At 57.3% G+C, this 23828-nt stretch carries 23 protein-coding genes; 6 read left to right on the forward strand and 17 right to left on the reverse strand.

All coding sequences use genetic code 11. The features are described 5' to 3' along the window. The first annotated feature begins 12 nt into the window (after nucleotides 1–12). Both dxs and ID864_RS14670 read left to right on the forward strand, forming a co-directional pair. The gene (dxs, locus tag ID864_RS14665) at nucleotides 13–1878 is read left to right on the forward strand and encodes a 1-deoxy-D-xylulose-5-phosphate synthase (RefSeq protein WP_048916955.1); all 1866 of its coding nucleotides are present in this window, start codon (nucleotides 13–15) and stop codon (nucleotides 1876–1878) included. A gap of 75 nt (nucleotides 1879–1953) precedes the next feature. Beyond that, a complete protein-coding gene (locus ID864_RS14670) occupies nucleotides 1954–2928 on the forward strand; it encodes an aldo/keto reductase (protein WP_048916956.1) in 975 nt (324 codons plus the stop codon). A gap of 49 nt (nucleotides 2929–2977) precedes the next feature. On the opposite strand, the gene pgpA is transcribed toward ID864_RS14670, so the two are convergent. The 6 genes from pgpA to nrdR all read right to left on the reverse strand — a co-directional run bounded on the left by pgpA (nucleotide 2978) and on the right by nrdR (nucleotide 7042). Then, a complete protein-coding gene (gene pgpA, locus ID864_RS14675; RefSeq protein ID WP_191149989.1) occupies nucleotides 2978–3475 on the reverse strand; it encodes a phosphatidylglycerophosphatase A in 498 nt (165 codons plus the stop codon). Next, entirely contained in the window at nucleotides 3462–4439 is a 978-nt protein-coding gene (gene thiL, locus ID864_RS14680; protein ID WP_191149990.1) for a thiamine-phosphate kinase, read from the reverse strand. The genes pgpA and thiL overlap by 14 nt, the downstream gene beginning before the upstream one ends. A 51-nt stretch (nucleotides 4440–4490) precedes the next feature. Continuing rightward, a complete protein-coding gene (gene nusB, locus ID864_RS14685) occupies nucleotides 4491–4910 on the reverse strand; it encodes a transcription antitermination factor NusB (protein WP_048916958.1) in 420 nt (139 codons plus the stop codon). A gap of 16 nt (nucleotides 4911–4926) precedes the next feature. Beyond that, on the reverse strand, nucleotides 4927–5397 hold the full coding sequence (gene ribH / locus ID864_RS14690) for a 6,7-dimethyl-8-ribityllumazine synthase (RefSeq protein ID WP_048916959.1): 471 nt from the start codon (nucleotides 5395–5397) through the stop codon (nucleotides 4927–4929). Nucleotides 5398–5484: 87 nt separating this feature from the next. Beyond that, nucleotides 5485–6588: a bifunctional diaminohydroxyphosphoribosylaminopyrimidine deaminase/5-amino-6-(5-phosphoribosylamino)uracil reductase RibD gene (gene ribD / locus ID864_RS14695; protein WP_191149991.1), complete on the reverse strand. Its 1104-nt coding sequence runs from the start codon at nucleotides 6586–6588 to the stop codon at nucleotides 5485–5487. A 4-nt stretch (nucleotides 6589–6592) separates the two neighbouring features. Then, nucleotides 6593–7042 (reverse strand): transcriptional regulator NrdR, encoded by a 450-nt coding sequence (gene nrdR, locus ID864_RS14700; RefSeq protein ID WP_048916961.1) that lies wholly within the window; start codon nucleotides 7040–7042, stop codon nucleotides 6593–6595. Between the two features lie 190 nt (nucleotides 7043–7232). Here nrdR and ID864_RS14705 point away from each other — a divergent pair, with 190 nt between their 5' ends. Continuing rightward, nucleotides 7233–7784, forward strand: coding sequence for a SadB/YajI family lipoprotein (locus ID864_RS14705; protein WP_048916962.1), 552 nt, complete (start codon nucleotides 7233–7235; stop codon nucleotides 7782–7784). A gap of 84 nt (nucleotides 7785–7868) precedes the next feature. Here ID864_RS14705 and secF read toward each other — a convergent pair whose 3' ends face one another. The 5 genes from secF to queA form a co-directional block, all read right to left on the reverse strand. Next, on the reverse strand, nucleotides 7869–8837 hold the full coding sequence (secF, locus tag ID864_RS14710; RefSeq protein ID WP_048916963.1) for a protein translocase subunit SecF: 969 nt from the start codon (nucleotides 8835–8837) through the stop codon (nucleotides 7869–7871). Nucleotides 8838–8847: 10 nt separating this feature from the next. Continuing rightward, nucleotides 8848–10695 (reverse strand): protein translocase subunit SecD, encoded by a 1848-nt coding sequence (gene secD / locus ID864_RS14715; RefSeq protein WP_099754246.1) that lies wholly within the window; start codon nucleotides 10693–10695, stop codon nucleotides 8848–8850. Nucleotides 10696–10722: 27 nt separating this feature from the next. Continuing rightward, nucleotides 10723–11052 (reverse strand): preprotein translocase subunit YajC, encoded by a 330-nt coding sequence (gene yajC, locus ID864_RS14720; protein WP_048916965.1) that lies wholly within the window; start codon nucleotides 11050–11052, stop codon nucleotides 10723–10725. Nucleotides 11053–11069: 17 nt separating this feature from the next. After that, complete coding sequence (gene tgt / locus ID864_RS14725; RefSeq protein WP_048916966.1) at nucleotides 11070–12200, reverse strand: tRNA guanosine(34) transglycosylase Tgt; 1131 nt, start codon at nucleotides 12198–12200, stop codon at nucleotides 11070–11072. A gap of 69 nt (nucleotides 12201–12269) precedes the next feature. Then, a complete protein-coding gene (queA, locus tag ID864_RS14730) occupies nucleotides 12270–13340 on the reverse strand; it encodes a tRNA preQ1(34) S-adenosylmethionine ribosyltransferase-isomerase QueA (RefSeq protein ID WP_099754251.1) in 1071 nt (356 codons plus the stop codon). A gap of 103 nt (nucleotides 13341–13443) precedes the next feature. Here queA and ID864_RS14735 point away from each other — a divergent pair, with 103 nt between their 5' ends. The 3 genes from ID864_RS14735 (at nucleotide 13444) to ID864_RS14745 (ending at nucleotide 16244) form a co-directional block, all read left to right on the forward strand. Continuing rightward, nucleotides 13444–14025, forward strand: a complete 582-nt coding sequence (locus ID864_RS14735; RefSeq protein ID WP_048916967.1) for an ACP phosphodiesterase — start codon at nucleotides 13444–13446, stop codon at nucleotides 14023–14025. Between the two features lie 196 nt (nucleotides 14026–14221). Next, on the forward strand, nucleotides 14222–14824 hold the full coding sequence (locus tag ID864_RS14740; protein WP_048916968.1) for a peroxiredoxin C: 603 nt from the start codon (nucleotides 14222–14224) through the stop codon (nucleotides 14822–14824). Nucleotides 14825–14969: 145 nt separating this feature from the next. Beyond that, nucleotides 14970–16244: a histidine-type phosphatase gene (locus ID864_RS14745; RefSeq protein ID WP_048916969.1), complete on the forward strand. Its 1275-nt coding sequence runs from the start codon at nucleotides 14970–14972 to the stop codon at nucleotides 16242–16244. 101 nt (nucleotides 16245–16345) lie between these two features. Here the strand turns inward: ID864_RS14745 and proY are convergent, their stop codons facing one another. The 6 genes from proY to phoB form a co-directional block, all read right to left on the reverse strand. Further along, a complete protein-coding gene (proY, locus tag ID864_RS14750; RefSeq protein ID WP_191149992.1) occupies nucleotides 16346–17698 on the reverse strand; it encodes a proline-specific permease ProY in 1353 nt (450 codons plus the stop codon). Nucleotides 17699–17752: 54 nt separating this feature from the next. Beyond that, on the reverse strand, nucleotides 17753–19075 hold the full coding sequence (gene brnQ, locus ID864_RS14755; protein WP_048916982.1) for a branched-chain amino acid transporter carrier protein BrnQ: 1323 nt from the start codon (nucleotides 19073–19075) through the stop codon (nucleotides 17753–17755). Between the two features lie 404 nt (nucleotides 19076–19479). Next, on the reverse strand, nucleotides 19480–20580 hold the full coding sequence (locus ID864_RS14760) for a cobalamin-independent methionine synthase II family protein (protein ID WP_048916970.1): 1101 nt from the start codon (nucleotides 20578–20580) through the stop codon (nucleotides 19480–19482). A gap of 236 nt (nucleotides 20581–20816) precedes the next feature. Next, the gene (locus ID864_RS14765) at nucleotides 20817–21740 is read right to left on the reverse strand and encodes a PstS family phosphate ABC transporter substrate-binding protein (RefSeq protein WP_099754244.1); all 924 of its coding nucleotides are present in this window, start codon (nucleotides 21738–21740) and stop codon (nucleotides 20817–20819) included. A gap of 19 nt (nucleotides 21741–21759) precedes the next feature. Next, nucleotides 21760–23073 (reverse strand): phosphate regulon sensor histidine kinase PhoR, encoded by a 1314-nt coding sequence (phoR, locus tag ID864_RS14770; protein WP_048916972.1) that lies wholly within the window; start codon nucleotides 23071–23073, stop codon nucleotides 21760–21762. A 23-nt stretch (nucleotides 23074–23096) separates the two neighbouring features. After that, nucleotides 23097–23786: a phosphate response regulator transcription factor PhoB gene (phoB, locus tag ID864_RS14775; protein WP_048916973.1), complete on the reverse strand. Its 690-nt coding sequence runs from the start codon at nucleotides 23784–23786 to the stop codon at nucleotides 23097–23099. Between the last annotated feature and the right edge of the window lie 42 nt (nucleotides 23787–23828).

Genomic DNA, 23828 nt, shown 5'->3' on the forward strand with positions numbered 1-23828 from the left:
AATGAGTCTTCGATGAGCTTTGAACCTGCAAAATACCCGACGCTTGCCCTCGCAAGCACGGTGCAAGAATTACGTTTGCTACCGAAAGAGAGTCTGCCAAAACTCTGTGACGAGCTGCGCCAGTATCTGCTCGACAGCGTTAGCCGCTCCAGCGGTCATTTTGCTTCCGGCCTCGGCGTGGTTGAGCTCACCGTTGCGCTGCATTATGTCTACAACACGCCGTTCGATCATCTGGTGTGGGACGTTGGCCATCAGGCCTATCCGCATAAAATCCTGACCGGCCGCCGTGACCGTATCGGCACCATCCGCCAGAAAAATGGCCTGCACCCGTTCCCGTGGCGTGATGAGAGCGAGTACGACGTGCTGAATGTCGGCCACTCCTCAACCTCAATCAGCGCAGGTCTGGGCATGGCAGTCGCCGCCGGCAAAGAAGGCAAAGGCCGCCGTACCGCCTGCGTAATAGGCGATGGGGCGATCACTGCCGGGATGGCGTTCGAAGCGATGAACCATGCAGGCGATATCAAAGCCGACCTGCTGGTGGTGCTGAACGACAATGAGATGTCGATTTCAGAAAACGTGGGGGCGCTCAACAACCGTCTGGCACAGATCCTCTCCGGCAAGACCTATTCCCGCCTGCGTGAAGGCGGTAAAAAGGTGCTCGGCGGCCTGCCGCCGATCAAAGAGCTGGTGAAGCGCACCGAAGAGCACCTGAAAGGTATGGTGGTGCCGGGAACGCTGTTTGAGGAACTGGGCTTTAACTATATCGGCCCGGTCGACGGCCATGACGTGCTGGCGCTGGTGCAGACCCTAAGCAATATGCGCGCACTCAAAGGCCCGCAGTTCCTGCATATCATGACCAAAAAAGGCAAGGGCTATGCCCCGGCCGAAAAAGATCCGATTAGCTGGCACGCGGTACCTAAATTTGACCCGGCCAGCGGCCTGCTGCCAAAAAGCGCCGACGGTCTGCCAAGCTACTCTAAAATTTTCGGCCAGTGGCTGAGTGAAACCGCCGCGGAAGACAGCAAGCTGATGGCGGTCACCCCGGCGATGCGCGAAGGTTCCGGTATGGTGAGCTTCTCGCGCGACTATCCGCAGCAATATTTCGACGTGGCAATTGCCGAGCAGCATGCGGTGACGTTCGCTGCGGGCCTGGCAATTGGCGGCTACAAGCCGGTAGTGGCGATCTACTCCACCTTCCTGCAGCGCGCCTACGATCAGCTGATCCACGATGTGGCGATCCAGAAACTGCCGGTGCTGTTTGCCATTGACCGCGGCGGCATCGTCGGCGCCGACGGGCAGACGCACCAGGGTGCCTTCGACATCGCGTTCCTGCGCTGCATTCCGAACATGGTGATCATGACGCCAAGCGATGAGAACGAGTGCCGCCAGATGCTGTTCACCGGTTACCACCACAGCAGCGGGCCAAGCGCAGTGCGCTATCCGCGTGGCACCGGCACCGGGGCCCCCCTCGAACCGCTGGCATCATTGCCGCTGGGTAAAGGCCGCGTGCTGAGCCGCGGTGAAAAACTGGCGATCCTCAACTTCGGTACGCTGCTGCCTGAGGCCCGTGCGGCGGCTGAAGCCCTGAATGCCACGCTGGTGGATATGCGCTTTGTTAAGCCGCTCGACGAGGCGTTAATCCTTGAGCTGGCTGGCAGTCATGAAGCCCTGATCACCCTGGAAGAAGGGGCGATCAAAGGCGGTGCCGGTAGCGGCGTCAATGAACTGCTGATGGCAAAACGTCAGCCGGTTCCCGTGTTGAATATCGGCCTGCCGGATGAGTTTATTCCACAGGGCACCCAGGACGAGATCCGCGTAGATTATCAACTGGATGCCGCCGGTATTCAGCAGCAGATCGCCGACTGGCTGGCGCAGTAACTCCCCTTCGGCTCCCCCGCGGGGGAGCCTGTCACCTGCTATGCTTAGGGTAAATAACCAGCAGGAGCGACCCGAATGAAAACCCTTAAGTTAGCCAATACCGACCTGACCGTCTCCCGCCTGTGCCTCGGTTGCATGACCTATGGTGAGCCCGATCGCGGCCGCCATGCCTGGACACTGCCGGAAGAGAGCAGCCGCCCGCTGATTAAGCAGGCGCTGGAAGCCGGGATCAATTTTTTCGACACCGCCAACAGCTACTCGGACGGCAGCAGCGAGGAGATCGTCGGCCGCGCCCTGCGTGACTTCGCCCGCCGCGATGAGGTCGTCGTCGCCACTAAGGTCTATTTCCCGATGAGCAATCTTTCCGGCGGGCTGTCGCGCGCCAATATTTTGCAGTCGATAGACGACAGCCTTGAACGTCTCGGTATGGATCATGTCGACCTGCTACAAATTCACCGATGGGACTACGACACGCCGCTGGAAGAGACGCTGGAGGCGCTGCATGACGTGGTGCAGTCCGGCAAAGCGCGCTATATCGGTGCCTCTTCCATGCATCCCGAGCAGTTTGCCCGCGCGCTGCATACGGCGGACAACAACGGCTGGACGCGGTTTGTCAGCATGCAGGATCAGTACAACCTGATCCAGCGCGAGGAGGAGCGGGAAATGCACCCTCTGTGCCTGAAAGAGAACATTGCGGTGCTGCCGTGGAGCCCGCTGGCGCGAGGTCGCCTGACGCGCCCGTGGGGGGAAACCACCGCCCGCTCCGTCTCTGATGAATATGGCGCCACGCTTTACAGCCAAAGTGAACAGAATGACGCTGAGATTGCAGAACGGCTGGCCAATATCGCCAGCGATAAAGGCGTCAGCCGGGCGCAGGTTGCACTCGCCTGGCTGCTGAGCAAACCGGCCGTCACCGCGCCGATTATCGGCGCATCGCGCAGCGAACAGCTGGCCGACCTGGTGAAAGCGGTAGAGGTGGAGTTAACGCATGAAGAGATTTTCGAGCTGGAGAGCGTGTATCAGCCGCACAGCGTGGTGGGATTCGAGTAACGGATAACGGCGTATCGCGTGAGGGTCGGGCATGCCCGACCCGGAACATTTAGAGTGGCCAGTAGTGCGCGGCCGCAAACAAAATTCCTGCTGAGATCACCCCGGCGATAATATCATCCACCATGATCCCCATACCGCCGTGCACGTTACGGTCGAACCAGCGGATTGGCCACGGCTTCCAGATATCCAGCACGCGGAAAACCACAAAACCGGCCAGTACCCACTGCCAGCTGTTAACCGGGATCGCCATCAGCGTGATCCACATGCCGATAAACTCATCCCAGACAATGCTCCCGTGATCGTGCACGCCCATATCTTTCGCCGTGCGGTGACACAGGTAGACACCAATGCAGATCCCCAGCAGTACCACCAGTGAATAGAGGTCCTGTGGCAGGAAGCTCATCAGATACCAGAGCGGTATTGCGGCAACGGAACCCACGGTGCCCGGCATCCACGGGCTTAAACCGCTGCCAAACCCGGTCGCCAGCAGGTGCCACGGGTTACTCATCTTCAGGCGACTTTTCGCCACATCCTTAGCGCGTGCCAAAATGGTTAAATCCTTTCAGGTTGAACTCTACCGGCTTGTCGTTCTGCAACAGCGTCAGGCCTTCCGACTGCGGAGCAATCTGACCGATGCAGGTGAACGGCACGCCATGATAGCCCAGCGCCACGTCCAGCGCGCCGCGGTTAATTTCCGGTACCGTGAAGCACAGCTCATAATCCTCGCCACCGCTCAGCGCCCAGCGGATGGCCTGCTGCGGCTCGAAGTGCTGCTTCATCGCCGCAGAGAGCGGCAGCGCGTCCAGATTAAGGCGTGCGCCACAGTCGCTGGCTTTGAGAATATGGCCGAGATCGGAGATCAGCCCATCAGAAAGATCGATAGCCGAGCTGGCGAGATCGCGCAGCGCCTGGCCCTGCAAAATGCGCGGCATCGGGCGCAGATGGCGCTTGATCAACGCTTCATGCGCCGCCGGATCGTTAATTTTCACGTGGTGCTGCAGCAGTTCCAGCCCCGCCGCGCTGTCACCCAGCGTGCCGGTCACGTAGATCCAGTCACCGACGCGTGCGCCGCTGCGCTTCAGCGCTCTGCCCTGCGGCACCAGGCCGTGGATGCCCAGCGTCATGCTGAGTGGGCCACGCGTGGTGTCACCGCCGACCAGCTGCATATCGTAGTAGTCGAGCAGTTCAAACAGGCTGTTGCTGAAATCCTTGAGCCACTCTTCGTTAATTTCCGGTAGCGTCAGTGCCAGCGTTAACCAGGCAGGATCGGCCCCCATCGCCGCGAGATCGCTTAAATTGACGGCCAGGGCTTTGTAACCGAGATCGGCGGGGTGGATGTCGCGCAGGAAGTGAACCCCTTCCACCAGCGTGTCGGTGCTGATAGCCAGGGTCTGTTTTTCAGGTACGCTGAGTAGCGCACAGTCATCGCCGATGCCTTTTTCCACATCGCGACGGGAGCTTGTCACGCGGTCAAAGTAACGCGCGATCAGTTCAAATTCGCCACATGCCATAGTGCATTCCGGGAGTATAAAAGAAGAGGCCGGGTTAGCGGCCTCAGAGAATTATTTGCGGTTTGGGCGGATCTGCGGAGCGGCTTTATCCAGCACGCCGTTGACAAACTTATGGCTGTCTTCAGCGCCGAACACTTTGGCCAGCTCGATCCCCTCATTGATCGCCACTTTATAGGGAACGTCTGCACGCTTGCTGAGTTCAAACAGTGAGATACGCAGAACGGCCAGTTCAACCTGTCCCAGCTCTTCCAGCTGGCGCGACAGGTATGGTTTCATCAGGCCGTCGAGGTATGCACTGTTAGTTGCAACGCCGCCGACCAGCTCACGGAAGTAAGTAATATCGACGTCTTTGACGTCCTGTTCCGCCAGAAACTGGTATTCGACATCAGCGATGTCGTTTTTGGAGATTTGCCAGGAGTAAAGTGCCTGAACAGCACATTCACGGGCGCGGCGACGAGCAGCAGGTTTCACGAAATTCCCCTTAAAATCAGGCTTTGATGGCTTTCAATACGTTAATCATTTCCAGAGCGGTCAGGGCTGCTTCAGCACCTTTATTACCCGCTTTGGTTCCGGCGCGTTCAATGGCCTGCTCGATGCTTTCCGTCGTCAGCACGCCAAAGGCAACCGGGATATCGCTGTTCATGGCAACGCTGGCCAGGCCAGAACTGGCCTCACCTGCCACATATTCGAAATGAGCAGTACCGCCACGGATCACCGTGCCCAGTGCCACAATCGCATCATGCTTACCGGCTTTCGCCACGGCACGTGCAGTCATTGGCAGTTCGTAAGCGCCCGGAACCCAGATGACGGTGATGTTTTCATCTTTCACCTGGCCGATACGCTTCAGGGCATCGATGGCACCGCTCAGCAGGCTGTCGTTGATAAAGTTGTTGAAACGCGCAATAACCAGGGCAACGCGCGCGTCAGGGGTAGCAACAGCAGCTTCAATAACGTTCATAATCTTCCTTTCAGGGTTCTGTTTGGCCCCGCAGGGGGGCGGATTCTATCACACTCTTCGGCGCTCTGCTTGTTTTTGCAGAAACCGTCATAACGGGCTCAGCGTGAGGCGTAAATCAGGCCCCAGCTGACGAATATCACTAAAGGTAAAGGCCGGGGCGGCGGCCAGCTGCTGCAAGCCCGGCAGGTGGCACAGGCCACGCCCGGCATCACCCAGCAGCTTCGGCGCCAGGTAGACGATCAGCTCGTCTACCACGCCGGCCTGCAGCAGCGCCCCGGCAAACTGTGCTCCGGCCTCCACCCAGACGCTGTTAATCTGTTTTCTGCCGAGCAGCATCATCATCGACACCAGATCGAGGCGATCGTGATGACGCGGCACGCAAAACTGCGTCACGTTCTCCGGCCAGCTTTGCTCGTCACACTGCGTGCGTGCCAGCCAGGTTTCCCCCGATTGTGCAATCAATCGGTGCCCGGGCATGACGCGATTCTGGCTGTCGACGATAATTCTCACCGGCTGACGCAGCAGTTCGGGCGGGTATTCCGCCTGCGTGCCGCTGTCCAGCTCGTCGTACCGCACGGTCAGGGAAGGATTATCCGCCAGCACCGTGGCGCTGGTGCTGAGGATAGCCGAGCTCTGCGCGCGCAGCCGCTGCACATCGCGCCGCGCCTCGGGTGAGGTGATCCACTGACTTTCGCCACTGGCCATTGCCGTACGGCCATCCAGCGATGCCCCCAGCTTAAGCTGCACCCACGGGAACCCGGTGCGCATGCGCTTGAGAAAGCCACGGTTCAGCGCTTCCGCTTCCTGCATCATCAACCCGTGGCTGACTTCAATACCCGCCTGCTGCAAACGATAAAGACCGCGGCCCGCCACTTCCGGGTTTGGGTCCTGCATGGCGGCTACCACCCGGCTGACGCCCGCGGCAATCAGGGCATCACAGCACGGCGGCGTGCGTCCGTGGTGGCTGCACGGTTCCAGCGTGACGTAAGCGGTGGCCCCTTTGGCACGATCTCCTGCCATACGCAGGGCATGCACCTCCGCGTGCGGTTCACCGGCGCGCAGGTGATAGCCCTCGCCGACGATGGCGCCGTCGCGCACGATCACGCAGCCGACGTTAGGGTTCGGCGTGGTGGTAAAGCGGCCGCGACGCGCCAGTTCCAGCGCGCGCGCCATGTAGATTTCATCACGCATCGCGTCAGTCCTGTAAGCGGGCAATCTCTTCGCCAAATTCACGAATGTCTTCGAAGCTGCGGTAAACCGAAGCAAAGCGGATATAGGCAACTTTATCCAGTTTTTTCAGCTCATCCATTACCAGCCCACCGATAAGCTTGCTGGCAACTTCGCGTTCACCGGTGGCGCGCAGCTGGCTTTTAATGTGGCTGAGGGCGGTTTCTACCGCGTCGGAATTGACCGGGCGCTTCTCCAGCGCCTTCATCAGCCCGCTGCGCAGCTTGTCTTCGTTGAACGGTTCGCGCACATCATTGCTCTTGACCACGCGCGGCATCACCAGCTCCGCCACTTCAAACGTGGTAAAGCGCTCGTGACACACCAGGCACTGACGGCGGCGGCGCACGGAGGTGCCTTCCCCGACCAGGCGGGAATCGATCACTTTGGTATCGACGGCGGAACAGAATGGGCAATGCATGTCGCGTCCTGATAATCCTGAAAATTAGCGGTTAGTGTACCGCGATCGTGTCCTGCTGCCAAAGCCGGCTCGGTAATTACGCACCAATTTTATCGGTCTTGCGCAACAAAACAGAGGATTTATCTGCGGGCGGTTAAGACTCGTTTGCTCTAAGATAAAGTGAATCGGTTTAATCACAAGGAAATGAACAATGACAACGGCTTATCTCAGACTTTCGCTGGTCAGTTCTCTGCTGCTTTTGGCAGGGTGTGCCGCTACGCCGCCGCAGCCGAAAATCAGTCAGCTGCATAATGAGGTCGGAAAGCTGAGCCAGGAGATGCGCCAGCTAACGAATCAGGCCAGCGCACTGGAAAGGCAGGGTAATCTCAATAGCGGCTCTGCGCAGGGTGCCTGGCTGTTACCCGCAGCAAAAACCGGCGTGGTGCTGAAAAGCCAGGCCGGTGACCTCAAGCTGTCGCTAAGCCATGTGGAGGCGGAAGCCAACGGCACGCGCGCGATCCTGCAAATTCATGCCACCAATGACGCCCCGCTTCCTGCCTTCACTGCCGAAGTGGAATGGGGCGAGCTGGACGCCGCCACCGGCAAACCCCTCACCGTCAACAGCCAGTCACAGCAGATTCAGGTCGACAGCGCGCTGCTGCCTAAGAGTGAAGAAACTGTCTCGCTGCGCCTGAGCAACCTGCCGCCGGAGCAGCTGGGCTATGTGCGCATCCATGATGTGGTAGTGAAAACCGCGCCATAAAAAAAGCCGCATCATCCGATGCGGCTTTTTTGTCGGGGCGGACCTCTTTTTCGGTCCGCCCGCTCTGGCCCCTAACCCGTCTGGTTAAGGCAGAATCGAAGGCTGATCTGCACCCTCTTTTTCCACTTTCTGCTGCAGCATGTGCTCACGTTTCATACCCAACTTCAATGCCAGCGCCGAAGCCACATAGATTGAAGAAACGGTACCAATGGAAACACCGATCAGCATGGTCAGCGAGAAGCCTTCCAGCAGCGCACCGCCGAAGATAAACAGCATCAGCACCACCACCAGCGTGGTGGCAGAGGTCATGATGGTACGGCTCAGCGTCTGCGTCAGCGAGACGTTGACGATATCGTAAGGCGTACCGCGACGGATCTTGCGGAAGTTCTCACGAATACGGTCCGATACCACGATACTGTCGTTCAGCGAGTAGCCGATAACCGACATCAGCGACGCCACGATGGTCAGGTCAATCTCAATGTGGAACAGTGAGAGTATCCCCATGGTAATCACCACGTCGTGCGCCAGGGCCAGTACCGCCCCCAGTGCCAGACGCCATTCGAAGCGGAAGCCAACGTAAATCAGGATGGCAATCAAAGCCACCAGCAGCGCCATACCGCCCGCCTGCGCCAGATCGCTACCCACGCTCGGGCCGACGAACTCAATACGCTTAACGGTGGCGTTCTGCTGGCTGGCCTGGTTGATGATAGTCACCACCTTGTTGCCCAGCTCCTGACCGGCATTGCCTTCGTTTGGCGACATGCGAACCAGCACGTCGCGGCTGCTGCCGAAGTTCTGCACCTGCGGGTCGACGAAGCCGGATTTCTCCAGCGCGCCGCGCAGCTGCTCGATATCAGCCGGTTTTTCCAGGGTAATTTCAATCACCGTACCACCGGTGAAGTCCAGACCCCAGTTAAACCCCTTCAGGCCCATAATCAGGCAGGAAGCGATCAGCAGCAGCCCCGAAAGAGTAAAGGCCACTTTGTCCCAGCGCATAAAGTCATGGACTTTACGGCCGTAGTTCAGTTGTTCAACGCTATAGTCCTGTGCCACATCGCACTCCTCAGATAGACAGCTTGTTGATGCGTTTGCCGCCGTACAACAGGTTTACGATGGCGCGGGTACCGACAATGGCAGTAAACATTGAGGTCACAACGCCGATGGCGGTGGTGATCGCAAAGCCTTTAATCGAGCCGGTGCCCACAGCGTACAGAATGATCGCAGTAATCAGCGTCGTGACGTTGGCATCAATAATACTGGAGAACGCGCCTTTATAGCCTTCATGGATCGCCTGCTGAATGGAACGCCCATTCTTCAGCTCTTCCTTGATACGTTCGTTAATCAGTACGTTGGCATCAACGGCTACCGCCAGCGTTAACACGATACCGGCAATACCCGGCATGGTCAGCGTTGCGCCCGGCAGCAGTGACATGATTCCGACAATCAATACCAGGTTCGCCACCAGTGCAGAGGTCGCAATCACACCGAACTTACGGTAGTAAACCACCATAAAGACGATGGAAGCGATCAGGCCCCACAGGCAGGCTTCCAGACCCTGAGTGATGTTCTGCGCACCCATGGTTGGACCAATGGTACGTTCTTCCACAATCTGGATTGGCGCAATCAACGCACCGGCACGCAGCAGCAGCGACAGCTGACGGGCCTCATTCGGGTTGTTGATACCGGTAATACGGAAGCTGTTACCCAGTCGGGACTGGATGTTCGCCACGTTAATCACCTCTTCCTGCTTCGCCAGAATGGCACGGCCGTTGGCATCTTTCTTCCCGCTGTCTTTGTACTCAACAAACAGGGTTGCCATCGCTTTGCCGACGCTGTCCTTGGTGAAGTTGGACATGATGTTACCGCCAGCGCTGTCCAGGGAGATATTGACCTGAGGCTGGTTGTATTCATCGGTGCTTGAGGTGGAGTCGGTAATATGGTCACCGGTGAGGATCACACGTTTGTACAGCACCACTGGCTGGCCATCACGCATGTCTTTCACTTCAGAGTCACCCGGTACGCGGCCGTTAGCTGCAGCGGTGGCATCCACGCTGGTGTTAACCAGACGGAATTCCAGCGTCGCTGTCGCGCCGAGGATCTCTTTAGCACGTGCCGTATCCTGAATACCCGGCAGTTCAACCACGATACGGTCAGAACCCTGACGCTGTACCAGTGGTTCCGCAACGCCAAGCTGATTAACACGGTTACGCAGAATGTTGATGTTCTGCTGAACCGCATATTCACGCGCTTCACGCATACGCTCATCGCTCATTACCGCCGTCAGGGCATTGCTGCCGCTGCTGTTGATAACCATATCGCGATGGCGGCCGGTCAGATAACTCACCGCTTCGTCACGTGCGCCTGCGTCGCGGAAACGAATTTCCAGACCGTAGTTGTCGGTCTTGCGCACGTTAACGTAAGGAATATTTTTATCACGCAGGTCGCTACGCAGGTTGTCGATGTTCTGCTCCTGGAGTTTACCCAGAGCGGTATCCATATCGACTTCCATCAGGAAGTGAACGCCGCCGCGCAGATCGAGACCGAGTTTCATCGGCTCTGCGGCCAGCATCGCGAGCCAGGTTGGAGTAGCCGGGGCGAGGTTAAGCGCCACTACGTAATTCTCGCCAAGAGCCTGCATAATCGCTTCACGCGCGCGCAGCTGCACGTCGGTATTCGCGAAACGCGCCAGAATAGCGCCATTTTCCAGTGCCAGTGATTTGCTCTGGATATTATCTTGTTTTAATGCATTCTGGATCTGAACCAGCGTTTGCTCACTGGCGGCGCTTCCGCGCGCACCAGTGACCTGAACAGCCGGATCCTCACCATACAGGTTGGGCAGTGCATACAGCAGACCGACGAGTAATACGACGATCAGCATGATGTACTTCCACAAAGGATAACGGTTTAACACGGCAGTTCCCTTAGGGAAATCAAAAGATTACAGCGCCTTCATGGTACCTTTCGGCAGAACGGCAGCTACGAAGTCACGTTTGACCACAACTTCAGTGGTATCGTTCAGTGCGATAGCAACATAGCCAGTCTCAGCTACTTTGGTCACGCGACCGACCAGGCCACCGGTCGTCAGCACTTCATCACCCTTAGAGATAGAGTCCATCAGTTTCTTGTGCTCTTTCGCACGTTTCTGCTGTGGGCGCAGGATCATGAAGTAGAAAATCAGGCCAAATACCACCAGCATGATCACCAGAGAATAAGGACTTCCCTGAGATGGAGCTGCGGCTGCCACGGCATCAGAAGTGAAAAAGCTCATTAAATTTCCCTCATTGTTTAATTATCAGACGGCAATGGCGGAACCGCCAGCCCCGTCCGTTGGTAGAATTCGGTCACGAAGTGCTCTAACTTACCCTCTTCGATAGCCTGGCGTAAACCGGCCATCAGGCGCTGATAGTAACGCAGATTGTGGATGGTGTTCAGACGCGCACCCAAAATTTCGTTACAGCGATCAAGATGATACAGGTATGCACGGCTGTAATTGCGACAGGTGTAGCAATCACACTCAGCATCCAGCGGCGACGTGTCATCTTTGTACTTCGCGTTGCGGATTTTTACCACCCCGTCGGTCACAAACAGATGGCCGTTACGCGCATTACGCGTCGGCATCACACAGTCAAACATATCAATACCGCGACGGACGCCTTCCACCAGATCCTGTGGCTTACCGACGCCCATCAGATAGCGCGGTTTATCCTGCGGAAGCTGCGGGCAGACGTGCTCCAGAATACGGTGCATATCTTCCTTTGGCTCACCGACCGCCAGGCCGCCCACAGCGTACCCATCAAAGCCAATCTCTACCAGTCCTTTAACTGACACATCTCGTAAATCTTCGTAAACACTGCCCTGGATTATGCCAAATAAGGCATTTTTATTTCCTAAGGAATCAAAGCGATCGCGGCTACGTTGCGCCCAGCGCAGCGACATCTCCATCGAACGCTTCGCGTAATCCCAGTCGGCCGGGTACGGTGTGCATTCATCGAAAATCATTACGATATCAGAGCCGAGATCGTACTGAATTTCCATCGATTTTTCAGGATCGAGGAAGATCGCATCGCCGTTAATCGGGTTGCGGAAGTGCACGCCCTTTTCGGTGATCTTACGAATGTCGCCCAGGCTGAAGACCTGGAAGCCGCCGGAGTCAGTCAGGATCGGCCCTTTCCACTGCATAAAGTCGTGCAGGTCGCCGTGCAATTTCATGATCTCCTGGCCTGGACGCAACCATAAATGGAAGGTGTTGCCGAGGATGATCTGCGCACCGGTATCCTGTACTTCTTCCGGAGTCATGCCTTTTACGGTGCCGTAAGTGCCCACGGGCATAAATGCCGGAGTTTCTACCACGCCACGGTCAAAGACCAGGCGGCCACGACGCGCGCGGCCGTCAGTTGTGTCTAATTCAAACTTCACATTGCCTCCACCGGATAAACAGTCCGATGCAAATGGTTATAAAGGACGGGAGTGTCCCGTCCAGGGAGATTACTGGCCCGGGATCTCGGCGTAAGCCTCAGGATTTCGGGTGATAAACATGGCATCGCCATAGCTGAAGAAACGGTACTGCTCTGCCACCGCCTGCTGATAAGCATGCATGGTGTGCCGATAACCGGCAAACGCTGATACCAGCATAATCAGCGTTGATTCTGGCAGGTGGAAATTGGTCACCAGCGCGTCAATCACCTGGTAGTGATAGCCCGGGTAGATAAAGATTTTGGTATCGCCGAAGAACGGGGCAATCAGCGCGTTCTCTGCCGCCTGCGCCGCGCTTTCCAGCGAGCGTACCGAGGTAGTGCCAACCGCGATCACCCGGTTGCCACGCGCCTTACAGGCCAGCACCGCATCGACCACCTCCTGCGGCACTTCGGCGTATTCGGCATGCATAATGTGATCTTCAATGCTGTCGACGCGCACCGGCTGGAAAGTGCCCGCCCCGACGTGCAGGGTGACGAAAGCCGTCTCAATCCCCTTCTCACGCAGCGCTTCCAACAGCGGCTCATCAAAGTGCAGGCCGGCGGTTGGGGCTGCCACCGCACCCGGCTTCTGGCTGTAAACCGTCTGGTACAGTTCGCGGTCGGCATCTTCATCCGGGCGATCGATGTACGGCGGCAGCGGCATATGTCCGATGGCGTTAAGGATATCCAGCACCGGGCGCGCATCGTTAAATTCAATTTCAAACAGCGCATCGTGACGGGCAACCATTGTCGCCTGCACGCTCTCATCGTCACCCAGCAGCAGCGCTGTGCCCGGCTTTGGCGCTTTTGAAGAGCGCACGTGGGCCAGCACGCGAGTGTCATCAAGCATGCGTTCAATCAGCACTTCAATCTTGCCGCCGCTGGCCTTGCGGCCAAAAATACGCGCCGGGATCACCCGCGTATTATTAAATACCAGCAGGTCGCCTGGATTGAGTTTGTGCAATAAATCGGTGAAAACCCCGTGCGACAGCGCACCGTCCGGGCCGTTAAGGCTCAGCAGGCGGCATCCGCTGCGCTGAGCCTGCGGGTAGTGGGCAATCAAAGATTCAGGTAACTCAAAGGTAAAATCGGCAACGCGCATGATCATTCACAGTCTGGGAAATCAGGGCGCACATTCTAGCTGAAAACTGACCATAGCTAAACAATCTGCGTAAACTCAGCGAAAAGTGGGATAGAATCATCTCATGAACTATCTTGCACACCTTCACCTTGCCCACCTGGCCGACAGCTCACTGCTTGGTAATCTGATGGCCGATTGCGTTCGCGGCAACCCCTATCCGCAGTGGCCAGAACCGATCGCTGACGGCATCGCGATGCATCGCCGCGTTGATGTGATGACCGACTCTCTGCCGGAGGTTCGTGCGGCGCGCCAGTTTTTCCGCACGGAAACCCGCCGCGTCGCGCCGATTACGCTGGATGTCATCTGGGACCACTTTCTGTCATTACACTGGGATAAACTGGTGCCGGAAATTTCCCTGCCAGATTTTTTAGGTGATGCCAGAAATGTGATCGCCCCGAAATTAGCCAGCACGCCGGAGTCCTTCCAGAATCTTAACCGCTATTTATGGCAGGATCGCTGGATGGAGCGCTACGCGGAGGCCGCTTATTTGCAAAAGGTGCTGCGCGGCATGGCCAGCCGTCGCCCACGGCTGGCGGCACTGGCAGAGAGCTACCAGGATTTCATTGATAACTATCAACGGCTTGAAGATTTTTTCTGGCAGTTCTATCCGCGCATGATGGCGCAGGCAGTGCTGAAAGCGCTGTAAACAGACGAGCGCAGTTTTACACCTTGCCCTTTTTGTAAAAAAGGTTATTGTATGAAACTGCTTTATTATTCAAAGATTTTTGATAGGTACAGCCTATCTCAATAATCGGCGTTTATCGCTGGTTAGCAGTGTGACGCAGATCATATACTGCCTGCGTCTTGTCCCCTTATTTCAACTTACTTCTACAGGAGTGAACATGGTCCTGGTAACTCGTCCAGCCCCTGATTTTACCGCCGCAGCTGTGCTGGGCAACGGTGAGATCGTAGAAAACTTCAACTTTAAAAAACACACCGCTGGTAAAGCCACCGTTGTGTTCTTTTGGCCAATGGACTTCACCTTCGTCTGCCCTTCTGAGCTGATCGCTTTCGACAAGCGTTATGCAGAATTCCAGAAGCGCGGCGTGGAAGTAGTCGGCGTTTCCTTCGACTCAGAGTTCGTGCACAACGCATGGCGCAAAACGCCAGTTGATAAAGGCGGCATCGGCGAAGTTCAGTACGCGATGGTTGCTGACATCAAACGTGAAATCCAGAAAGCTTACGGCATCGAGCACCCGGATGCGGGCGTTGCTCTGCGTGGTTCTTTCCTGATCGACAAAGCCGGTGTGGTTCGCCACCAGGTTGTTAACGATCTGCCACTGGGCCGTAACGTTGATGAAATGCTGCGCATGGTTGACGCGCTGCAGTTCCACGAAGAGCACGGCGAAGTGTGCCCGGCTCAGTGGGAAAAAGGAAAAGAAGGTATGGGCGCATCTCCAGAAGGTGTGGCTAAGTACCTGTCCGAGAACGCAACTAAGCTGTAATTGCTGGCGTTTTCAAAAAAAGCTCGCTTCGGCGGGCTTTTTTTTCGCCCGTGCTTTACTCTCTCCCCACCTCTTATGTCCCTTTTGATGCTGAAAATTTGCCATCATATCTGTCGAATAGCGCGTTCCCTGCAAGGATGACCTGATGAAAAAATCCCTCCGCACTCTCTCACTCGCCGCCTGCTGCCTTACCGCCAGCCTGAACGCCGGGGCAGAACCTCACTACGTGCTGGAAAAGGTGGTGGAGGTCAGCCGCCACGGCGTGCGCCCACCGACCGCCGGCAACCGTAAAGAGATGGAAGCGGCCAGCGGTCGGGCGTGGGCAAGCTGGCTGACTGCTGACGGCCAGCTGACCGGGCACGGTTACACTGCTGCCTGGCTGAAAGGCAAGTATCAGGCCGAGAGCTATCGCCAGCATGGCTTACTGGGCGCTGGCTGCCCGAGCGCAAAAGAGGTCTACGTCTGGTCCAGCCCGCTCAAGCGCACTCTGGCCACGGCGGAGGCGCTGACTGACGCCGCCTTCCCCGGCTGCGGTATCCGCGTGCATCACTCGGCACAACATAACGACCCGCTGTTCCAGAATGACAGCCCGGGCTATGCCACGCTGGATGAAGAGACGCAGCGCAAGGGTGCGCTCAATGCGCTGGGCGGCAGCCTGGCTGCGGCGCAGCAGCGGTTTAAACCAGAAATAGACCTGCTGAAAAATGCCGTATGTCAGGCCGGTTCGCCTTGCCCGGTGTTTGATCAAGCCTGGGAGATTAAATTTGCCCGCGATGGCCGCATTATGATTAGCGGGCTGGATACGCTGGCTGCGATGGCAGAAACGCTGCGGCTGGAGTGGAGTGAGAATAAACCGCTGAGTGAAGTGGCCTTTGGGCATGCCGCCAGTGCGGCGCAGATCGGCAAACTGATGGCGATGCAGACGCCAAAATATGATGCCACTAACGATCAGCCCTATGTTGCACAGCGCGGCGGCTCACTGTTAATGGACCAGATAGCCAAAGCGTTGCAGAGCGGCGTCACGCCGCAGGAGAATGCGCCACCTGACACCCGCTGGCTGCTGTTTGTGGCGCACGACGTCAATATCGCCTACCTGCGCACCCTGCTCGACTTCAGCTGGACCCAGGGCGATTACCCGCGCGGCAGCGTGCCACCAGCGGGCAGCCTGATTTTCCAGCGCTGGCAGGATAATAGCAGCGGTAAGCGCTACCTGCGTATTCTGTTCCAGGCCCAGAGCCTCGATCAGATCCGCAACCTGACGCCGCTCAGCGCTCAGCAGCCACCTTTGCTGACCGAACTTACCTTTAACGGCTGTAAGATGACTCCAGTGGGTACGCTCTGCCCGTATCAGGCCACGCTGCAGCGTATCAGGCAGCATATCGACCCTGTGCTGGCGATCCCGGTAAATTACCCGCAATAAACAGAAAGGGCCGATGCAAACAGCGATCGGCCCAGATAATTATCCGTCCCATTACTCGTAGGGGCCGATCCTCTTTTTCGATCGGCCCGCCCCGCAGAGTATCAATGAATCCGGCGCTTCACCCACTGCCAGCTAATCACCAGCAGCGCTATCCACGCGATGCCGACATACAGCGACACGCGAGTATCCGGGAAGTAGCCAATCAGGCAGATCACAAAGGCGAGGAAGATAATTCCCACCACCGCCGTGAACGGCCCCCCGGGCAGCGTAAACTTCAGCTGCTGGCGCTGTTCCGGCGTCAGCGTGCGGCGGAAACCTATCTGCGAAAACAGGATCATAATCCACACCCAGACGGTGGCAAAGGTAGCCAGCGAGGCGATGACCAGGAACACTTTTTCCGGCATCAGATAGTTGAGATAAACCGCAATTAACATTGCCGCCATCATTGCCAGCACCGTGACCCACGGAATGCCCCGGTTAGAAACGGTGGAAAATATCTTCGGTGCATGCCCCTGCTGCGCCATACCGTGCAGCATGCGCCCAACGCCAAACACATCGCTATTAATCGCCGACAGGGAGGCGGTAATCACCACAAAGTTGAGGATCGCTGCCGCAGCCGCAATCCCCATATGCTGGAAAGTCAGCACAAACGGACTGCCGTTGGTCCCTACCTGGTTCCACGGATAGATCGACATAATGACAAACAGCGTGCCGATGTAGAACACCAGGATGCGCAGCGGAACGGTGTTAATCGCCTGCGGAATCGACACCTGGGGATTTTTCGCTTCGCCAGCGGTAATGCCAATAATCTCAATACCGCCGAAGGCAAACATCACCACCTGCAGCGACAGCACCACGCCAATCCAGCCATTGGGCACAAAGCCGCCGTTGGTCCACAGATTGCTGATACCCGTTGCCTGGCCGCCGTTACCGATGCCCCAGAAGATAATGCCAAGACCCGCGAGGATCATCACAATTATCGTGGCCACTTTAAACAGCGACAGCCAGAACTCCACCTCACCAAACACCTTTACCGTCGCCAGATTGATAGCACCAATAATCAGCACCACGCTCAGCACCCAGATCCAGTGCGACACATCCGGGAACCAGACGCCCATATAGATACCAAATGCGGTCACATCAGCAATGGCTACAATTAGGATTTCAAAGCAGTAGGTCCAGCCTGTAATATAGCCGGCGAGTGGACCGAGATAGTCTTGTGCATAGCGAGAGAAAGAGCTGGCTTGAGGGTTATTGACCGACATTTCGCCGAGGGCGCGCATAATGATATACGCGGCGATACCGCCAATAACATAAGCAAGAAGAACGGCGGGACCGGCCATTTTGATGGCATCTGCCGAGCCATAAAACAGCCCGGTGCCAATAGCCGAACCCAGAGCCATAAAACGAATATGGCGGGTACTCAGTCCCTTTTTGAGTGTTGTACTTGTCATATTTCCACCTGTCGATTCCCCTTTTCCAAGGGGAAAAGGGGAAAGTTTACAACGCTATTGCTGATGCGCAGTAACTGACTGGCGGCCAGAAACACGATCGTACACGGCTACCAATACCAGCATCACCAGTGAAGGCGGCAACCATGCCAGACCCTGATCGGCCAGCGGCAGATTTTGGGTAAAGGCAGGAAGCACGTCTTTAAAGTGGGTGGTTTTAATTGCATCAACGATACCGAACAGCAGGCTGACCAGCATGGTTGGCGCAATAATTCTCGTACTCTTATTCCACCAGCGCAGCGTAAAGCTCAAGAGTACCAGCACAATGCACGGCGGATAAATCGCAGTTAACACTGGAATTGAGAATTGGATTAGCTGGCTGAGGCCGAGGTTGGATACCACCATCGAGAACAAGCCAAGAATAAACACCAGCTGGCGATAGGTGAGTGGCAAATGATGCTCAAAAAACTCAGCACAGGCACAGGTCAGACCCACTGCGGTGACCATACAGGCGACAAAGATAAGCGCCGCAAGGAAGAAACTGCCCATATCACCGAAGGTGTGCTGCACGTAGGCATGCAGAATAGCGGCACCATTGGCGCTCTGATCGACGATAGCCGCGCTGTCTGAGCCAAGTTTAAACAGCGCCAGATAGACCAGCGTCAAGCCCACGCCGGCAATCAGACCGGCAATCACCGTGTAGCGGGTCAGCAGCTTCGCCTCGCTGATACCGCGCGAACGGGCGGCATTAACAATCACGATGCCAAACACCAGCGCGCCCAGGGTATCCATGGTCAGGTAACCATTGACGAAACCGCTGGAGAACGCCGCACGCTGGTAGTCAGCGGTTGCCGGTGCAAGACCGCCCGCAGGCCACAGCAGCGCCGCAACGCCAAGGATAGCCAGCGCGACAATTTTCAGCGGCGCCAGCACGTGGCCGACGGTATCCAGCAGTTTGCCCGGGTAGAGTGAAATGCCAATCACCAGCACGAAGTAAATCAGGCTGTAAATAAACAGCGGCAGCGGGCCGTCGCCGGTCAGCGGGGCAATACCCACTTCAAACGACACGGTGGCAGTACGCGGCGTGGCAAACAGCGGGCCAACGGCGAGGTAGCAGACGGTGGCCAGCACCAGGCCCGCAGCTTTACCGATTGGTGAGCTTAGAGCATCAATACCGCCCCCGACGCGCGCCAGCGCAATCACGGTGATCACCGGCAGGCCTACCGCGGTAATCAGGAAGCCAAGGGCGGCAATCCAGACGTGTTCGCCGGACTGAATCCCGACCATTGGCGGAAAAATAATGTTCCCGGCGCCGACAAACAGGGCAAAAGTCATAAAGCCCAGCGCCAGAATGTCTTTAGAAGTTAAACGATGCGTCATAAGAATCGTGTTGCCTGTGGTGATGTTAAAAGTCGTGATGCTGTAATACATCTGCCCCGCTTGCTCTAAAAACGTCGTCAGATCATAACAATGCAGTGAATTACACCGTTTATTGTTCGAACAGGCAGCGATTCTGAGCAGGTTATTCTCTGTATGCAGGGGATTGCGAAAAAACGGGGCTAAGTAGAACGTTTATAGGGGAGAAAGGCAATACGGGATCGGAAAAGCAGGATGATATAGCGCAAAAAACTGCATAAGCAGTGCATATCTTTATCTTCTGCAAAAAAGGCGTTACATGATTTGTATGTTTTTTACTCCCAACGCGCTTATTTTCTGCATTAACATCGCCTCATATGCACAAAAGGCGCGCAAATCCGCGCCCTGTACACTTTTTGCTGCACGGGTTACCAGACGCGATTAGCGATATCCACCACCAGGCGCAGCTTGGCCCACTGCTGCGCTTCCGTCAGGCTGTTGCCCTCTTCGGTCGAGGCAAAACCGCACTGCGGGCTCAGGCAAATCTGGTCAAGGCTGACGAACTGTGCGGCCTCTTTGATCCGCTGCTCCACGGTTTCCGCCGCTTCCAGCTCGCCGGTCTTGGTGGTGATCAGGCCCAGCACCACCTGCTGCTCTCCCTTTTTGATAAAGCGCAGCGGCTCAAAGCCCCCCGAGCGCTCATTATCATATTCAAGGAAAAACGCATCGATATTGACGCCGCCAAACAGGATTTCCGCCACCGGCTCGTAGCCGCCTTCAGAGATCCAGGTCGAGCGGAAATTACCGCGGCAGACGTGCAGACCGATAGTCAGGTCATCCGGCTTACCTGCGATCGCCTGATTCAGCACGCGAGCATAGGTACGCGCCAGCTCTTCCGGGTCATCTCCACGTTCGCGGATCTGCTGCTTTTGATCGTCCGAGCACAGGTAAGCCCACACGGTGTCGTCAAGCTGCAGATAGCGGCAACCGGCATCGTAGAAGGCTTTGATCGCATCGCGGTACGTTTGCGCCAGGTCGTCGAAATAGGCATCCAGCGTCGGATAAACCTGCGCATCAATCATTTTGCGCCCGCCGCGGAAGTGCAGCACGCTCGGGCTTGGGATAGTCATTTTCGCCACAGCATCGCCGCTGATGCTCTTGAGGAAGCGGAAATCCTCCAGCATCGGGTGGTTGCTGAAGCCCAGCTTGCCGGTCACTTTTACGCCGCGAGCCTTGGTCTGCACGCCGTTAAACTGAATACCCTGCTCGGCTTCATAGCGCTCAACGCCGTCCAGACCATCGAAAAAGTCGAAGTGCCACCAGGCGCGGCGGAATTCGCCGTCCGTCACCACCTGCAAACCGCTGGCACGCTGCTGCGCCACTACCTGGCGAATCGCCTCATCTTCAACGCTGCGCAGCGCTGCGGCGTCAATTTCACCCGCTTCAAACTGCTTGCGCGCCTGCTTGATGGCGGCCGGACGTAAAAAGCTGCCAACGACTTCAGCACGGTAATGAATAGGATGAGTCATGAGTTTGCTCCTGGCTGCGCCACGGCGGGCGCGTAATTTAGTGACGTAACAATTACGTGAAGTTATTTATAGACTTCTGGACGTCTATATGTCTGTCACTAAGAGTGTCATGAGAGGCCTGCCACGGCAAACGAGGAAATTTCATCACGCATGAATAAAATTCATCTCACCGCCCCCGTAGTGGCCGACCTTCTTTTTCGGTCGGCCTGCCGTTCCGATTTTTCGGTCGGCCTTAATCACCGCGCCAACATCGCTCTGGCCTGGGTCATCTGTGCATCCGACAGCGGCAGATACCCGGCCTGGCTGACCAGCGCCTGCCCCTGCGGCGACAGAGCTAATCGCAGAAACGCGGCGGTTAACGGCTCCATCGGTTTGCCCGGCGCCTTATTCACGTAGATATACAGCGGGCGGGCATACGGGTAGCGGCCGCTGCGAATATTCTCCGCGCTCGGCGCGATCCAGTCGTGACCTTCACGCGCCACCGGCACAATCTTTACCCCGCTGATATGAAAGCCGGCGCTGGCGTAGCCAATCCCATTCAGGGATGCGGCCACCGCCTGCACCACCGCAGCAGAACCCGGGTACTCACCGACATCATTGCGGAAATCCCCGTTGCACAGCGCCTGCTGCTTAAAGAAACCCCAGGTGCCGGACGCAGAGTTGCGGCCAAAGCGCTGCAGTCCGCGCTGCGCCCATCCCGGCTGATTCAGCTGCAGATCGCCCCAGGTTTTCGGCACGGAGCGCCCGCCGCAGCGGCGGGTAATGGAGAAAATGGCATCCAGCTGCTGCGCGTTCAGCCCGACCAGCGGATTGTCCTGATTCACCACCACCACCAGCGCATCCATCGCCACCGGCACGGCCAGCGGCGGGTAGCCGTAGCTGTCTTCAAACAGCTGGCGCTCTACCGTCTGCATCGGGCGGCTCATCGCCCCCAGCTGGGCGGCGCCCGCTGCCAGCGCGGTCGGTGCCGTTGACGATCCCGCCGCCTGGATCTGCACATTCACTCCGGGATAGAGGCGATTAAAATTCTCGCCCCACAGCGCCATCAGGTTGCCAAGCGTGTCGGAGCCGACGCTGGTCAGATTGCCGGCCAGCATCCCCTCTTTGGCGTGGGAGCAGGCAGCCACCAGCAGGAGTACCAGGGCGATTCGCTTTTTCATTACGTCAGGTCCGGTTGTCTTATCGCAGGGCATTCTCAGCCAGTTCGGCAGTGACAATCAACCTCGGCGGCAGATGAAAGCTGAAACAGGTCTCGCGATGCGGCACGCTGCTGATCTCCAGCCGCGCATTATGGTGGCTGAGCGCATGTTTAACGATCGCCAGCCCCAGCCCGCTGCCGCCTGTCTGCCTTGAGCGGGCTTTATCCACCCGGTAGAAGCGTTCGGTCAGGCGCGGCAGGTGCTCAGCGGCAATTCCCGGCCCGTTATCCTTTACCCTGAACTCGGCGCCGTGGCTGCTGCGCAGCCAGCTGATATCGATGCGCGTGCCGTCCGGGGTGTGATTCACCGCGTTGTAAACCAGGTTAGAGATGGCGCTGCGCAGCTGCTCGTCATTGCCGTACACGCGCAGCTGAGGGTCGGTATTGAAGTGGATCTCATGGCGACCATTGCTGAGGGTTTCCGCCTCGCGCTGCAGCACGCGCAGCATCATCGGCACGTCGACTTTTTCCTGCAGATCCAGCGCCGGCGCCGCCTCAATGCGCGACAGCGTCAGCAGCTGTTTCACCAGGCTGTCCATACGCCGGGTCTGCTCCTGCATGGTGTGCAGCGCTTTATCGCGCAGCGTGCCCTCCAGCACCGAGTCGTTCATCATCTCCAGGTAGCCCTGCAGCACCGTCAGCGGGGTGCGCAGTTCATGGCTGACGTTGGCGAAGAAGTTACGGCGCGCCCCTTCCAGCTGGTGCATCTGCGTGACGTCGCGCGCCACCAGCAGCCACTGCCCTTCGCTGTAGGGCATTACGCGGAATTCGAGGTGGCGGTGGCTGTTAAGCACCAGCGTCAGCGGGCGGGAAAAATCGCGCTGGCGCAGATAGCGGGTAAATTCCGGGTAGCGCAGCAGGTTAAGGATGTTCTGACCGTTATCTTCCGGCCAGCGCAGGCCAAGCATCTGCTGAGCCAGGCCATTACACCAGAATATCGTCCCCTCTTCGGTGGTCAGCACCACCGCATCCGGCAGCGACTCGGCGCCGCTGCGAAAACGTTTGATCAGGTGGCCAAGCTCACGGCGGCGGCGGCGGTTACGCGCCTGCATCTGGTACAGGCCGTAGAACAGCGGCTCCCAGCTGCCGCGCCCGCTGGGTGGCGTCATGCTGCGGTCAACCCACAGCCAGTGGGAGAGGCGCAATAAATTGTTGAAGTGAAAACCCAGCACGCAGAGCACTGAGACTAACAGCAGCCAGGGTAGCCAGCCCACCAGCAGCCCGAGAATAAGCGCGGGCAGACCGGCAAGCAGCAGTTCCAGCAATAATCTCTTCCAGGAGAGGCGTTCCAGCACGGTTCAGACTCCAGCGTGAACGATCAGTAGCGTGCAGAGAAACGATAACCTGTTCCGCGAACCGTCTGCACCATGCGATCGTGCCCGGTCAGTTCCAGCGCCTTACGCAGGCGGCGAATGTGGACGTCGACGGTACGATCTTCGACGTATACGTTAGTGCCCCACACATGGTTTAGCAACTGCTCGCGGCTGTAAACGCGCTCGGGGTGCGTCATAAAGAAGTGCAGCAGTTTATATTCGGTCGGCCCCATTTCCAGCGGCTGCGTATCGGACATCACGCGGTGCGATGACGGGTCCAGGCTCAGCCCCTGCATCTCAATCACCTCTTCCACCGCCATCGGGGAGATGCGGCGCATCACCGCTTTGATGCGTGCCACCAGCTCTTTCGGTGAGAACGGCTTGGTAATATAGTCGTCAGCGCCCACTTCCAGGCCGCGCACGCGATCTTCCTCTTCACCCCGGGCCGTCAGCATCATCACCGGAATATCGCGGGTCATCGCTTCGCGCTTCAGGTGTTTAATAAACTGGATGCCGGAACCGCCGGGTAACATCCAGTCCAGCAGAATTAAATCCGGCCAGGGTTCGATCAACAGATTGACCGCACTGTCATAATCCTCGGCCTCGATCGGCTGGTAGTCATTTTGCTCAAGGACGAAACATAACATCTCACGGATTGGGGCTTCATCTTCCACGACCAGAATGCGCTTAGGCATTATTACTCCTGCTGCTGTTGACGGCTTTCACGGGGATATGCG

The organism is Erwinia aphidicola (assembly GCF_014773485.1).
GTDB lineage: Bacteria > Pseudomonadota > Gammaproteobacteria > Enterobacterales > Enterobacteriaceae > Erwinia > Erwinia aphidicola.

Coding starts and splice junctions, on each gene's coding strand:
- dxs (WP_048916955.1), top strand. CDS start 13: ATGAGCTTTGAACCTGCAAAATACCCGACGCTTGCCCTCGCAAGCACG.
- ID864_RS14670 (WP_048916956.1), top strand. CDS start 1,954: ATGAAAACCCTTAAGTTAGCCAATACCGACCTGACCGTCTCCCGCCTG.
- thiL (WP_191149990.1), bottom strand. CDS start 4,439: ATGGCATGTGGCGAATTTGAACTGATCGCGCGTTACTTTGACCGCGTG.
- ribH (WP_048916959.1), bottom strand. CDS start 5,397: ATGAACGTTATTGAAGCTGCTGTTGCTACCCCTGACGCGCGCGTTGCC.
- ribD (WP_191149991.1), bottom strand. CDS start 6,588: ATGCGTGATGAAATCTACATGGCGCGCGCGCTGGAACTGGCGCGTCGC.
- nrdR (WP_048916961.1), bottom strand. CDS start 7,042: ATGCATTGCCCATTCTGTTCCGCCGTCGATACCAAAGTGATCGATTCC.
- ID864_RS14705 (WP_048916962.1), top strand. CDS start 7,233: ATGACAACGGCTTATCTCAGACTTTCGCTGGTCAGTTCTCTGCTGCTT.
- yajC (WP_048916965.1), bottom strand. CDS start 11,052: ATGAGCTTTTTCACTTCTGATGCCGTGGCAGCCGCAGCTCCATCTCAG.
- queA (WP_099754251.1), bottom strand. CDS start 13,340: ATGCGCGTTGCCGATTTTACCTTTGAGTTACCTGAATCTTTGATTGCC.
- ID864_RS14735 (WP_048916967.1), top strand. CDS start 13,444: ATGAACTATCTTGCACACCTTCACCTTGCCCACCTGGCCGACAGCTCA.
- ID864_RS14740 (WP_048916968.1), top strand. CDS start 14,222: ATGGTCCTGGTAACTCGTCCAGCCCCTGATTTTACCGCCGCAGCTGTG.
- ID864_RS14745 (WP_048916969.1), top strand. CDS start 14,970: ATGAAAAAATCCCTCCGCACTCTCTCACTCGCCGCCTGCTGCCTTACC.
- proY (WP_191149992.1), bottom strand. CDS start 17,698: ATGACAAGTACAACACTCAAAAAGGGACTGAGTACCCGCCATATTCGT.
- brnQ (WP_048916982.1), bottom strand. CDS start 19,075: ATGACGCATCGTTTAACTTCTAAAGACATTCTGGCGCTGGGCTTTATG.
- ID864_RS14760 (WP_048916970.1), bottom strand. CDS start 20,580: ATGACTCATCCTATTCATTACCGTGCTGAAGTCGTTGGCAGCTTTTTA.
- ID864_RS14765 (WP_099754244.1), bottom strand. CDS start 21,740: ATGAAAAAGCGAATCGCCCTGGTACTCCTGCTGGTGGCTGCCTGCTCC.
- phoB (WP_048916973.1), bottom strand. CDS start 23,786: ATGCCTAAGCGCATTCTGGTCGTGGAAGATGAAGCCCCAATCCGTGAG.